Source organism: Vibrio sp. sp1 (assembly GCF_016920955.1).
Lineage (GTDB): Bacteria > Pseudomonadota > Gammaproteobacteria > Enterobacterales > Vibrionaceae > Vibrio > Vibrio alginolyticus.
In genome coordinates, this window is record NZ_CP060589.1 from 3248624 (window position 1) to 3264129 (window position 15506).

Consider the following 15506-nt stretch of genomic DNA (forward strand, 5'->3'; position numbering starts at 1 on the left):
TACAATGTACTGGATTGCCGAGGGATATTGCTTTTACCATTCACATCCCGGACAATACGCCCCTTTCAAAATTCAACAAGAGCTAATGAAATGACAGCTGCTATCTATTTGGTTAAAGGTCGTGAGAAATCGGTCAAGCGCAAGCACCCTTGGATCTTCTCTCGAGGCATCAACAAAGTTGAGGGCGAACCTGCTCTTGGCGAAACGGTTGATGTATTCACTCACGACGGTAAATGGCTAGCTAAAGCGGCATATTCGCCAGCTTCACAAATTCGTGCTCGTATTTGGAGTTTTGATAAAGAAGAAATCGACACCGCGTTTTTCGTTAAACGACTTAAAGACGCACAACTTCTTCGTGAAGACATTATCGAACGTGATGGCCTTACGGGTTATCGCCTTATCGCAGCAGAGTCTGACGGCTTACCAGGCGTTACGATCGACCGTTACCAAAATTTCTTTGTGTGCCAACTTCTCAGTGCTGGCGCAGAACACAATAAGCAGGCTATTGTTGACGCTCTGGTTGAGTGCTTCCCTGATTGTAATGTGTACGAGCGCTCTGACGTGGCCGTTCGTAAAAAAGAAGGTTTAAAAGAGAGCACGGGCGTCTTGCACGGCGAAGAGCCACCTAAATCAGTCGTCATCGAAGAAAATGGCGTAAAGATTAGTGTAGATATCGTTGGCGGACACAAAACAGGTTTCTACCTAGATCAACGTGATAGTCGCCAGCAAGCGATGAAATATATGAAAGGCAAAGAAGTTCTTAACTGCTTCTCTTACACAGGTGGCTTCGGACTTTACGCTCTAAAAGGTGATGCAAAGCGTGTGATTAACGCTGACGTGTCGCAACCTGCTTTAGATACCGCAAAATTCAACGCAGAGCTAAACGAGTTTGATATTTCGAAGAAGCGTGCCGTGTTCCTAAATGCAGACGTGTTTAAGCTGCTTCGTGAGTATCGTGATCAAGGAACTCAGTTCGATGTTGTGATCATGGACCCACCGAAGTTCGCAGAGAGCAAAGCACAACTAAACGGCGCATGTCGTGGTTACAAAGACATCAACATGCTAGCAATGCAAATTCTAAAACCGGGCGGCACGCTACTAACCTACTCGTGCTCTGGCTTGATGGATCAAGTTCTGTTCCAGAAAATCATCGCTGATGCAGCCGTAGATGCTAACCGCCAAGTAAAGTTTGTGGAGCGTTTTGAACAAGCCGCTGACCACCCAACCGATACCGCATATCCAGAAGGTTTCTACTTAAAAGGTTTTGCATGTAAAGTGCTTTAGGCTACGAATAAGTAAGACAAAGCAGAAGAAAAGGGCCTACTGGCCCTTTTTCATTATGGCTCTAAGTTAACCTTAGTTAGTGCGGATAACACATCTCTCTCAAAGTCCGCATTTCCCACGATTAAATCACTAAACTCTGTCGCCCCGTTTTCTATTACGATAGTTTGAATTGAGTTTCCATCGTTATGGGTTATTTCTAGAGATAAGTCATCGCCATCAATGTTCAAGTCAATACTATTGAGAAGTTCTTCTATCGTATTGTGCCCTGCATCTTCAACGACTTCACTCAGATCTAAGGTGTCCAAATCTCTCTCAAAACCTCTAATTAGATCTGTTCCTGTATCCAAGGAGTCGTTGACCCATTTAAAGACATCTGCCTCGTTATCATTACCGATCAAGATGTCATGACTTACGTCCACTTCAGCTTCAATAATATTTGCAGAGCCATTACTTGAAGCATTTACTCCTCCGTTTTCATCAATAACGAATTGCAGGGTGTTCTCACTTTGATCACCATCGTTATCCGTCAATACATAATCGAAGTCTAACGTTTCAACTGTATCACCCACCGCACCATAAAATGCATACGCACCGTCGTTTAAGTCGATTTCCAGAGTATGTTTGCTGTCGATATAGATAGTAAGCTGCATCGTTGTGTCGTCAAATGCATGCGAAATACCATCGTTATTTTCAGTTACTATTAGGTCTGAACCATCAAACGAATAAGTGACACCGTCATGTTCTATTTCGCTAATATAACCACCATCTGCACCAATACCTGTATCTGGAGAAGTGGTATACATCAAGTTCCCCCCAACAGGTTGAATCACTGACTGCAACATAACCGGAGGTAATTGAGTTACGTCAGGAACCACAACACCATCAAGGTCTTGATTCAAAAAGCCATCATATGCTACGCGATCTAATTGCTCCGGCATAAGATTAACGCCCATACCATACGCTAGGGCTGTTATCTGATTATCAGGATCGGTTAGGTGATCAATCCAACTCTGCTCGCGAGCGTCGTTTATAAATGATGACGCAGGGTTTGGCTGACCATCTGACAAGAAGTAACTAACATTCGACGCACTGGTTAACTTACCTACATCATCCCATGACTGTTTTGCTTCATTTAGCGCGTTGTTATAGTTAGTCGCGCCACCCGCAGTTAGCGTCTCAATATACGCTTTGGCCTCCTCGACCGTCAGCCACGTCGCAGCACCTATAGCGTAAGTGGATGCTGTACTGCTATAAGTAATAATTTGAACTCGCGTTTGACCGATAGACTCATATTGATTCAATAACTGAGTTGCCGAATCTTTCATTATCTGCAAGCGATTATCCGTTCGCATAGAACCCGAGACATCCATTATGAGCTGAACGTTGGCACTTTCTTTAGTTTCTGCAACTACATCGTGAATAATAGATGCAGAATCTGGTGAGTCATCTTCCACAATAACGTTGACCGTTGTGGAGTTAGTAAGACCACGAGCATTCGAGACAAGCACAGGCACCTCAATATTTAAGGTGTCTTCTCCAGATGGGTTGGAGTGATCAATCGGACCAAGAAGCTCCGTAGATACCACTCCAGTATCATTGACTGATATTTTGATAACCTCTTCACCGTTCGCTGAACCGATAAGCATTTGGTCGTTATTTGATAACGTCCACGTTACAGAGATACCGTTACTAGTAAGAGCTGTAGATGGTTCACTGAGCGTAACAGAATCAACGGTTTGACCCAGCGTCAATTGTTCTACATCAGTACTCGAGTCAGTTGTGTCATCAAAGCCGTTTAGAGCAGAGTCATCAGCAATGGCGTTGCTTAAGCCTTCCTCAGAAACGTTTAGTGTTACACCTTCTACAATTGGTGGGGCGTAAGGGTTGACAGAAAAGTACCCCGTTTTACTGTCGCCATCATTATCAGTAATAGTGTAGTTAAAATCGATATCCCCATCGCCATAAGGTGAGGTCAAAGGCAAGTATTGGAAGAACTCCCATTTTCCAGTGCTAGGTGTAAGTTGAACTTCGAATGCAAGCTCTCCATCAGCCTCTGCAATCAGTCTATTAGAGTTTTGTGGATCGACGTATATCAACACGTCTTTACCATCTAGAGTCTCTAAACCAGCCTCACCTCCATTTAAGACTATAGAACCAGGGCCATCAGCTCCATATACAGCACCGAGGTTCCCATCCGCACTAGCAATTGGCACGCCAGAGTACGCACCTGTAAAGGTTATTGATTTAACGGTAAAGTCACTGTTGTCTTCAGTATCCGGGCCATTGCCATTACTGGTCGCCTCGAGGATGATTTTATCAAAGCCTCCCTGTTGAACATTGAAATTTGCCGCGTAATCACCACTGCTTGCGTCAGAGCTGAACGATTGCTGAGCAATTAATACACCATCTCTATAAAAAGATGCGATTCCTTTCTCAAGTTCACCACCAAACATTTTCTCAAATTCTATTTCTGCTCCGTAAGCAACTTTATTGCCTAAGTCTATGATTAACTGCTCTGATACACCCTCATTACCCGCGAATCGATAATCGACTTCGTTTTCTAATTGGAAGCCGTTGTTACCAGAACTTTTAACGCCAATCCCTTCTGATGATTGATTGATTTCAGCTGTTCCCAGCATCACAGATTCGTCAGACACAAAACCGTTTGCAGTCACAACAACGTCCCCAAATGTTCGACTGGTTGCGTCTGCCTCACTTCCTGCAAAATCTATGCGCCCTGTCAGAACGTTAGGTGCACCAGTAAGCGACACATCGACGGGTTGAACAACCACAGGCACGTATGGGCAATCATCTTCAACGGCCACATTTAAGCTTTGAGATGTTGTTGTTTGTCCATCACTTACAGAAATCTGTAAATCAAAGTTGATGATGTCTTCCACATCATTAACAGGATGATCAAGTGGCTCAAACAGAGTGATAGTATAGTCCCAAGAACCTTGACCTGAAGCTGAAGGCTCGCTCAGCACAACAGTAGCAACAATGCTCAGGTGAGCAGTTTTCGCAGTCAGCGTTTGAGTACTGTTGTCCCACGTCCACGATATAGGCTCCCCTCCTGATGTTAGGTTGTTAGGGCCTGCCAATACCACTGAAACATTCGCCGTGTCTGGATCGGCAACTGTGAATGTTCCTGAGAAACTTGCGGAGTTAGTAGTGTCAGAAGGGGATCCTGTATTATCAGGGATACCATTAGCTAAACCTTCTTCCGAAACAACTGCATTCACAACATTTGAAATAGAAGGAGGAGCATCATTATCAATAATCGTCGCCGTACCCGTATCACTGCCTTGTACTGCGGCAATGCCGGTTACTGTCACACTGAAATCTTCAGGGCCTTCATAAACGGCGTCATCAATGGAAGCAATGCGCACATCAAATTCGGTTTGCCCAGCTGGCACCGTTACCACGCCATCGTTTGGTACTGCAACCCAACCGGAGCCTGTGTTGTATTCTAAGGTGCCTAAGTCTCCAACTTCGGTGTCACCTAAGTTCAGGCCTAGCTCGACTTGAACAGTGGACTCGGAGGCATTCGACAGCGTCACTTTGAAGTTCGCTGTCTCACCCTCATTGATGGTGCCAGCGTCTGAAATAGTCACGCTTGGACGGTCATCATCCGGATCAGGGCCCGGACCCGTGCCATCGTCCACTATCGTTGCCGTACCCGTATCACTGCCTTGTACTGCGCCAATGCCGGTTACTGTCACACTGAAATCTTCAGGACCTTCATAAACGGCGTCATCAATGGAAGCAATACGCACATCAAACTCAGTTTGCCCCGCTGGCACCGTTACTACACCATCGTTTGGCACTGTCACCCAACCACTTCCCGTGTTGTATTCTAGGGTGCCCAAATCTCCAACTTCGGTGTCACCCAAGTTGAGGCCTAGCTCGATTTGAACTGTAGACTCGGAGGCATTCGATAGCGTCACTTTGAAGTTGGCTGTATCCCCCTCATTAATGGTGCCAGCATCTGAAATAGTCACGCTTGGACGGTCATCATCCGGATCGGGACCCGGGCCACTGCCGTCATCCACTATCGTTGCCGTCCCCGTATCGCTGCCTTGCACTGCGCCAATGCCAGTCACCGTCACACTGAAATCTTCAGGGCCTTCATAAACAGCATCATCAATGGCAGCGATGCGCACATCAAACTCAGTTTGCCCTGCTGGCACCGTTACCACGCCATCGTTTGGCACTGCAACCCAACCGGAGCCTGTGTTGTATTCTAAGGTGCCTAAGTCTCCAACTTCGGTGTCACCTAAGTTGAGGCCTAGCTCGATTTGAACTGTAGACTCGGAGGCATTCGATAGCGTCACTTTGAAGTTGGCTGTATCCCCCTCATTAATGGTGCCAGCATCTGAAATAGTCACGCTTGGACGGTCATCATCCGGATCGGGACCCGGGCCACTGCCGTCATCCACTATCGTTGCCGTCCCCGTATCGCTGCCTTGCACTGCGCCAATGCCAGTCACCGTCACACTGAAATCTTCAGGGCCTTCATAAACAGCATCATCAATGGCAGCGATGCGCACATCAAACTCAGTTTGCCCTGCTGGCACCGTTACCACGCCATCGTTTGGCACTGCAACCCAACCGGAGCCTGTGTTGTATTCTAAGGTGCCTAAGTCTCCAACTTCGGTGTCACCAAGATTAAGACCCAGTTCCACCTGCGTTTCCGCTTCAGACGCGTTCGATAAGGTGACTTTGAAGTTGGCTGTGTCACCCTCATTGATGGTGCCAGCGTCTGAAATAGTCACGCTTGGACGATCATCATCCGGATCGGGGCCTGGACCCGTGCCGTCATCCACAATCGTTGCCGTTCCCGTATCGCTACCTTGCACCGCCCCAATGCCAGTCACCGTCACACTGAAATCTTCAGGGCCTTCGTACACCGCGTCATCAATAGAAGCAATGCGCACATCAAACTCAGTTTGCCCTGCTGGCACCGTCACCACGCCATCGTTTGGCACTGCAACCCAACCACTTCCCGTGTTGTATTCTAGGGTGCCCAAATCTCCAACTTCGGTATCACCAAGATTAAGACCCAGTTCCACCTGCGTTTCCGCTTCAGACGCGTTCGATAAGGTGACTTTGAAGTTGGCTGTCTCACCCTCATTGATGGTGCCAGCATCTGAAATAGTCACATTCGGGCGGTCATCATCCGGATCAGGGCCCGGACCACTGCCATCATCCACTATCGTTGCCGTTCCCGTATCGCTGCCTTGCACCGCCCCAATGCCAGTCACCGTGACACTGAAATCTTCTGGGCCTTCATAAACGGCGTCATCAGTGGAAGCAATGCGCACATCAAACTCAGTTTGCCCCGCCGGCACCGTCACCACGCCATCGTTTGGCACTGCAACCCAACCACTTCCCGTGTTGTATTCCAAGGTGCCTAGGTCACCGGCTTCGGTATCGCCGAGATTAAGACCCAACTCTACTTGCGTTTCCGCTTCAGAGGCGTTCGACAGCGTCACTTTGAAGTTCGCAGTCTCACCCTCATTAATGGTGCCAGCATCTGAAATAGTCACGCTTGGACGGTCATCATCCGGATCGGGACCCGGGCCACTGCCGTCATCCACTATCGTTGCCGTCCCCGTATCGCTGCCTTGCACTGCGCCAATGCCAGTCACCGTCACACTGAAATCTTCAGGGCCTTCATAAACAGCATCATCAATGGCAGCGATGCGCACATCAAACTCAGTTTGCCCTGCTGGCACCGTTACCACGCCATCGTTTGGCACTGCAACCCAACCGGAGCCTGTGTTGTATTCTAAGGTGCCTAAGTCTCCAACTTCGGTGTCACCTAAGTTCAGGCCTAGCTCGACTTGAACAGTGGACTCAGAGGCGTTCGACAACGTCACTTTGAAATTGGCTGTCTCACCCTCATTGATGGTGCCAGCATCGGTAATAGTCACGCTTGGACGGTCATCATCCGGATCAGGTCCTGGACCCGTACCGTCATCCACTATCGTTGCCGTCCCCGTATCGCTGCCTTGCACTGCGCCAATGCCAGTCACCGTGACACTGAAATCTTCAGGACCTTCATAAACGGCGTCATCAATGGAAGCAATACGCACATCAAACTCAGTTTGCCCTGCTGGCACCGTTACCACGCCATCGTTTGGCACTGCAACCCAACCGGAGCCTGTGTTGTATTCTAAGGTGCCTAAGTCTCCAACTTCGGTGTCACCTAAGTTCAGGCCTAGCTCGACTTGAACAGTGGACTCAGAGGCGTTCGACAACGTCACTTTGAAATTGGCTGTCTCACCCTCATTGATGGTGCCAGCATCGGTAATAGTCACGCTTGGACGGTCATCATCCGGATCAGGTCCTGGACCCGTACCGTCATCCACTATCGTTGCCGTCCCCGTATCGCTGCCTTGCACTGCGCCAATGCCAGTCACCGTGACACTGAAATCTTCAGGACCTTCATAAACGGCGTCATCAATGGAAGCAATACGCACATCAAACTCAGTTTGCCCCGCTGGCACCGTTACTACACCATCGTTTGGCACTGTCACCCAACCGCTTCCGGTGTTGTATTCTAAGGTGCCTAAGTCACCGGCTTCGGTATCGCCGAGATTAAGACCCAACTCTACTTGCGTTTCCGCTTCAGACGCGTTCGATAAGGTGACTTTGAAGTTGGCTGTCTCACCCTCATTGATGGTGCCAGCGTCTGAAATAATCACATTCGGGCGGTCATCATCCGGGTCAGGGCCTGGACCACTGCCATCATCCACTATCGTTGCCGTACCCGTATCGCTGCCTTGCACTGCCCCAATGCCGGTTACTGTCACGCTGAAATCTTCAGGGCCTTCATAAACGGCGTCATCAGTGGAAGCGATGCGCACATCAAACTCAGTCTGCCCCGCTGGCACCGTCACCACGCCATCGTTTGGCACTGCAACCCAACCACTTCCCGTGTTGTATTCCAAGGTACCTAAGTCACCGGCTTCGGTATCGCCGAGATTAAGACCCAACTCCACTTGCGTTTCCGCTTCAGAGGCGTTCGATAAGGTGACTTTGAAGTTCGCCGTATCCCCCTCATTGATGGTGCCAGCATCGGTAATAGTCACGCTTGGACGGTCATCATCCGGATCAGGGCCCGGGCCACTGCCGTCATCCACTATCGTTGCCGTACCCGTATCGCTGCCTTGCACTGCCCCAATGCCGGTTACTGTCACGCTGAAATCTTCAGGGCCTTCATAAACGGCGTCATCAGTGGAAGCGATGCGCACATCAAACTCAGTCTGCCCCGCTGGCACCGTCACCACGCCATCGTTTGGCACTGCAACCCAACCACTTCCCGTGTTGTATTCCAAGGTACCTAAGTCACCGGCTTCGGTATCGCCGAGATTAAGACCCAACTCCACTTGCGTTTCCGCTTCAGAGGCGTTCGATAAGGTGACTTTGAAGTTCGCCGTATCCCCCTCATTGATGGTGCCAGCATCGGTAATAGTCACGCTTGGACGGTCATCATCCGGATCAGGGCCCGGGCCACTGCCGTCATCCACTATCGTTGCCGTACCGGTATCGCTACCTTGCACTGCGCCAATGCCGGTTACTGTCACGCTGAAATCTTCAGGGCCTTCATAAACAGCGTCATCAATAGAAGCAATGCGCACATCAAACTCAGTTTGCCCTGCTGGCACCGTTACTACGCCATCGTTTGGCACTGCAACCCAACCGGAGCCTGTGTTGTATTCTAAGGTACCTAAGTCTCCAACTTCGGTATCGCCAAGATTAAGACCCAATTCCACTTGCGTTTCCGCTTCAGACGCGTTCGACAGCGTCACTTTGAAGTTGGCTGTGTCACCCTCATTGATGGTGCCAGCGTCTGAAATAGTCACGCTTGGACGATCATCATCCGGATCGGGGCCTGGACCCGTGCCGTCATCCACAATCGTTGCCGTTCCCGTATCGCTACCTTGCACCGCCCCAATGCCAGTCACCGTCACACTGAAATCTTCAGGGCCTTCGTACACCGCGTCATCAATAGAAGCAATGCGCACATCAAACTCAGTTTGCCCTGCTGGCACCGTCACCACGCCATCGTTTGGCACTGCAACCCAACCACTTCCCGTGTTGTATTCTAGGGTGCCCAAATCTCCAACTTCGGTATCACCAAGATTAAGACCCAGTTCCACCTGCGTTTCCGCTTCAGACGCGTTCGATAAGGTGACTTTGAAGTTGGCTGTCTCACCCTCATTGATGGTGCCAGCATCTGAAATAGTCACATTCGGGCGGTCATCATCCGGATCAGGGCCCGGACCACTGCCATCATCCACTATCGTTGCCGTTCCCGTATCGCTGCCTTGCACCGCCCCAATGCCAGTCACCGTGACACTGAAATCTTCTGGGCCTTCATAAACGGCGTCATCAGTGGAAGCAATGCGCACATCAAACTCAGTTTGCCCCGCCGGCACCGTCACCACGCCATCGTTTGGCACTGCAACCCAACCACTTCCCGTGTTGTATTCCAAGGTGCCTAAGTCACCGGCTTCGGTATCGCCGAGATTAAGACCCAACTCTACTTGCGTTTCCGCTTCAGAGGCGTTCGACAGCGTCACTTTGAAGTTGGCTGTCTCACCCTCATTGATGGTGCCAGCGTCTGAAATAATCACATTCGGGCGGTCATCATCCGGGTCAGGGCCTGGACCACTGCCATCATCCACTATCGTTGCCGTACCCGTATCGCTGCCTTGCACTGCCCCAATGCCGGTTACTGTCACGCTGAAATCTTCAGGGCCTTCATAAACGGCGTCATCAGTGGAAGCGATGCGCACATCAAACTCAGTTTGCCCTGCTGGCACCGTCACCACGCCATCGTTTGGCACTGCAACCCAACCACTTCCCGTGTTGTATTCTAGGGTGCCCAAATCTCCAACTTCGGTATCACCAAGATTAAGACCCAGTTCCACCTGCGTTTCCGCTTCAGACGCGTTCGATAAGGTGACTTTGAAGTTGGCTGTCTCACCCTCATTGATGGTGCCAGCATCTGAAATAGTCACATTCGGGCGGTCATCATCCGGATCAGGGCCCGGACCACTGCCATCATCCACTATCGTTGCCGTTCCCGTATCGCTGCCTTGCACCGCCCCAATGCCAGTCACCGTGACACTGAAATCTTCTGGGCCTTCATAAACGGCGTCATCAGTGGAAGCAATGCGCACATCAAACTCAGTTTGCCCCGCCGGCACCGTCACCACGCCATCGTTTGGCACTGCAACCCAACCACTTCCCGTGTTGTATTCCAAGGTGCCTAAGTCACCGGCTTCGGTATCGCCAAGATTAAGACCCAGTTCCACCTGCGTTTCCGCTTCAGACGCGTTCGATAAGGTGACTTTGAAGTTGGCTGTCTCACCCTCATTGATGGTGCCAGCATCTGAAATAGTCACATTCGGGCGGTCATCATCCGGATCAGGGCCCGGACCACTGCCGTCGTCCACGATCGTCGCCGTCCCCGTATCGCTGCCTTGCACTGCACCAATGCCAGTCACTGTCACACTGAAATCTTCAGGACCTTCATAAACGGCGTCATCAATGGAAGCGATACGCACATCAAACTCAGTTTGCCCCGCTGGCACGGTCACCACACCATCGTTTGGCACTGCAACCCAACCGCTTCCGGTGTTGTATTCCAAGGTACCTAAGTCACCGGCTTCGGCATCGCCGAGATTAAGACCCAGCTCCACTTGCGTTTCCGCTTCAGACGCGTTCGATAAGGTGACTTTGAAGTTCGCCGTATCACCCTCATTAATGGTGCCAACATCGGTAATAGTCACGCTTGGACGATCATCATCCGGATCGGGACCCGGGCCACTGCCGTCATCCACAATCGTCGCCGTACCCGTATCGCTGCCTTGCACCGCCCCAATGCCAGTCACCGTGACACTGAAATCTTCTGGACCTTCATAAACAGCATCATCAATGGAAGCGATGCGCACATCAAACTCAGTTTGCCCCGCTGGCACCGTTACTACACCATCGTTTGGCACTGCAACCCAACCACTTCCGGTGTTGTATTCTAAGGTGCCTAAGTCTCCAACTTCGGTGTCACCTAAGTTCAGGCCTAGCTCGACTTGAACAGTGGACTCGGAGGCATTCGACAGCGTCACTTTGAAGTTCGCTGTCTCACCCTCATTGATGGTGCCAGCGTCTGAAATAGTCACGCTTGGACGGTCATCATCTGGATCGGGGCCCGGGCCACTGCCGTCATCCACAATCGTCGCCGTACCCGTATCGCTGCCTTGCACCGCCCCAATGCCAGTCACCGTGACACTGAAATCTTCTGGACCTTCATAAACAGCATCATCAATGGAAGCGATGCGCACATCAAACTCAGTTTGCCCCGCTGGCACCGTTACTACACCATCGTTTGGCACTGCAACCCAACCACTTCCGGTGTTGTATTCTAAGGTGCCTAAGTCTCCAACTTCGGTGTCACCTAAGTTCAGGCCTAGCTCGACTTGAACAGTGGACTCGGAGGCATTCGACAGCGTCACTTTGAAGTTCGCTGTCTCACCCTCATTGATGGTGCCAGCGTCTGAAATAGTCACGCTTGGACGGTCATCATCCGGATCGGGACCCGGGCCACTGCCGTCATCCACTATCGTTGCCGTCCCCGTATCGCTGCCTTGTACTGCGCCAATGCCGGTTACCGTGACACTGAAATCTTCTGGGCCTTCGTACACCGCATCATCAATGGAAGCGATGCGCACATCAAACTCAGTTTGCCCTGCTGGCACCGTGACTACGCCATCGTTTGGCACTGTCACCCAACCGCTTCCCGTGTTGTATTCTAAGGTACCTAAGTCACCGACTTCGGTATCGCCTAAGTTCAGGCCTAGCTCGACTTGAACAGCGGACTCGGAGGCATTCGACAGCGTCACTTTGAAGTTCGCTGTGTCACCCTCATTAACCGTACCTGCATCACTCATCGTTACCGCTGGGCGATCATCATCAGGATTTGAGCCAGGTCCACTACCATCATCTAAAATAGTGGCAGTCCCAGTAACAGGTGTGCTTTGTTCTTCTGTCGTGCCAGAGAGCGTAAACGTTTCTGGGCCTTCAAATATAGAGTCGTCAATAGAGTCTATAGAGACCGTAAAGTCACTTTCACCCGGTGGGATCGAAATGGTAAAGGTTCCGCTTTCACCGACTGAAACTTCTTCTGTTGTACCATCAGAAAATGTTATGAGGACACGCTCATTGACGTAGTCACTCCCGTTCTCGTCAGCTGAGCCGCCTGTTGCGGTTCCATCAAGGAGAGAAAGAATGACATCAGTGTTGTCTTCAGTTGTTTGACTTAGAGTAATATCGAATACAACTTGGTCACCTTCGTTGATAGTCGGACTAGATATTTCTTGAACTAAGATAGTCGGTGGTACAGGGCCATTAATTACTCTGAAAAGATCCAACAAAGATAGTGCTTGAGTTGTAGATAGTCCGATTCCATCAATACCGACGGTCTCAAAATTCGTACTAGCCAACAATTCAGCGCCAGTACGATCTATTGCACCAGTATTTTGGGGGCTAGAACCACTTTCCTCACCTGCAGCTGGCTCAAAATCCTCACCAAGAGCAGCCGGGTCTTCTCCACTAGCGATAGCCTCGATTAGCGCAGTGACATCATCAGTAACGTTAATTGAACTACCTTGCGGTGTTACCTGTTGTACAATTAATTCTGATGTATCAGAAACTTCCTCAATAATTAATTCACCAGGCTGAGGTAGCTGACCACTTTCAAGACTTCTCAGGTTCCCATCAAGCCCTATAACCACGACATTGCTCATCAATGAACTTAACGCTACTCGATCCATGCTCTTCATCCTTGTATTAGTTTAATTAAAGGCTTGTTACTGCACTAAACACGTCTATAGTTTAGACAAAATATGAATTTTTCGTTTTATTCCAAGAGGATTTAGTTTTTTGAGAGTAATAAGGAAAATAACCGAAGAATTTGCCTTCATTTAAACCAGTTTCCGCTATGCTCTTAAGATAAAAAGGTTTTCTACGAAAAAATCGACCACTTACCAAGCAAGCTTTGCCTCGTATGCTAGAGTTTAGAGAGTAAGATTGTTGTTTTTTATTGAATTAAACATTTAAACATCAACAAGTTGATAATACGCACTAAGAAAATTCATTGTTTGTAACTTCTCGTCTCAAATATGAAACAGAATAAGAGCGACATGATTTTAGGAGAACTAACGTGAGATGGAATCGAGTACATATAGCCTGCTGTTGCTTAATAGTGTCTTCACCAGTTTTCGGTCAAACTCTAGAGCAAGCGGTTGCACAGACGCTACAAAATAACCCCGATATTAAGAGTGCATTTAACGAGTTTATGAGCCAGAAGTACATAAATGAAGCTTCATCAGGTGCTTACCTCCCCTCTGTTGATCTAGATGCTGGAATTGGATATGAAGGATTAGACCCGTCAGATGAAGTTGGTCGAGGAGACACGGATTACACTCGAAAGGAAGCTTCAGTGACACTGACCCAACTAATATGGGATGGTAGCGCTACATTAAATGATATTGATCGAACCGCAGCTGATGCTGAATCTGTTAGATTTCAACTCTTAGCAGATGCTTCAGATAAGGCACTTGAAGTGACTAAAGTGTACTTGGACGCTGTTAAAGCGTATGAAGTCCTAAAGCTTTCAGAAAACAACCTTGCTGTTCATAAAGATATTTACGATGACATTAAAAAACGAGTCAACTCGGGTATCGGCTCTACTGCTGACTTGACGCAGGTAGAAGCACGTTTGGCAAAAGCACACGGAAACTTAGCTGCTGCTCAAAATAACCTGTATGACTCTCACACGATGTTCACTCGTTTAGTCGGTCAAACACCACAAGGGTTAATCTTTCCGAGAGCGGACCAAAACTTTATCCCGTACACGGTTGATGAAGCGGTAGGCTTGGCATTTGAACTTCATCCCGTTATTCAAGTGGCGCTCGCAGACGTAGACTCGGCTAAGTTTCAATACAAACAGTCTAAAGGTGTTAATTACCCAACCATTTCAATTGAAGCTTCGCAAACATGGCGTGACGACGCTGATGGTTTAAAAGGTCGAAGTGATGAGACACTTGCCATGCTGCGTCTACGCTACAACCTATTCAATGGTGGCAGTGATGCAGCGAACTCAGAAAACTTTGCCTACCAGCTAAATAAAGCAAAGGACTTGCGTGAAGGTGCCTATCGCAATGTTGAAGAAGGGTTAAGGCTTTCTTGGAGTGCGCTTGATTTAACATTACAACAAAAAGAGTTTCTATCAGATCATGTAGACTCTGCGTCTGAAACCGTAATTGCTTACGAGAAGCAATATCGCATCGGTAAACGAACACTGCTTGATCTATTGAACACTGAAAACGAGCTCTTTGAGGCGCGTAAAGACTACTTAGATTCTAAATACGCAGAGCAGTACGCCAAATATCGAGTGATGAACGCAACTGGGCAACTGTTGAGTGCATTAAGGGTTGAAATGCCTAAAGAATGGCTAGAAGAAGTGGAGTATTAATTATGAAACACATAGCTTTTATTACACTCTCATTAATGCTCTCCGCATGCAGTTCATCAGATCGTGGTGATGAATATGATTACATAGATACCCCAATTGCCGATCAGTGGGCTGATCATATAGATGATGACTCTGACGGAGTCATTAACGAGCGAGATTTGTGCCCGGGTACACCTTTGGGTGCCGAAATAGACAACGACGGTTGTGGTTCGTACGTTGACTCCTCACAAGAAATGCAAATTCGAGTACTATTTGCGAACGATTCCGATGTGATCAACCCTATCTTTACGCAACAAATTCTTGAACTATCCGACTTTTTGAAAGAGTACCCGAACACGTCTATAGAGATTCAAGGTTATGCTAGTCGCACTGGTACTGCAGAACATAATCTTGACTTATCTAAGCGCCGCGCTGAAAACGTTAGAAAAGAGCTCATGAAGAATGGCATTAGTGGAGATAGAGTTACCATTGTCGGCTATGGAGACACAGTACTTGCGACACAAGGTACAGACCAAGTTAGTCACGCATTGAACCGTCGAGTAACCGCAACAGTGATTGGCCACAAGGGTGAAGTGAAGAAAGAATGGACCGTTTTCACAACACTTCCAAAAAGCTAGCACAACAATAAACAGACCGTAAAAATAAAAGGTCTAGCAAATTGCTAGACCTTTTTTGA

The 15506-nt window shown here is 48.7% G+C and carries 4 protein-coding genes; 3 read left to right on the top strand and 1 reads right to left on the bottom strand.

All coding sequences use genetic code 11. The features are described from left to right. Positions 1–90 precede the first annotated feature (90 nt). Positions 91–1284, top strand: a complete 1194-nt coding sequence (locus tag H9L11_RS15175) for a class I SAM-dependent methyltransferase (protein ID WP_025766603.1) — start codon at positions 91–93, stop codon at positions 1282–1284. A 53-nt stretch (positions 1285–1337) separates the two neighbouring features. Here the strand turns inward: H9L11_RS15175 and H9L11_RS23555 are convergent, their stop codons facing one another. After that, positions 1338–13127 (bottom strand): Calx-beta domain-containing protein, encoded by an 11790-nt coding sequence (locus H9L11_RS23555; RefSeq protein WP_240199932.1) that lies wholly within the window; start codon positions 13125–13127, stop codon positions 1338–1340. A 389-nt stretch (positions 13128–13516) separates the two neighbouring features. Between H9L11_RS23555 and H9L11_RS15190 the strand changes: the two genes are divergently transcribed. Together H9L11_RS15190 and H9L11_RS15195 are read left to right on the top strand one after the other, a co-directional pair. Next, positions 13517–14830: a TolC family outer membrane protein gene (locus H9L11_RS15190; protein ID WP_021707835.1), complete on the top strand. Its 1314-nt coding sequence runs from the start codon at positions 13517–13519 to the stop codon at positions 14828–14830. Positions 14831–14832: 2 nt separating this feature from the next. After that, positions 14833–15447: an OmpA family protein gene (locus H9L11_RS15195; RefSeq protein ID WP_005377363.1), complete on the top strand. Its 615-nt coding sequence runs from the start codon at positions 14833–14835 to the stop codon at positions 15445–15447. Positions 15448–15506 lie beyond the last annotated feature (59 nt).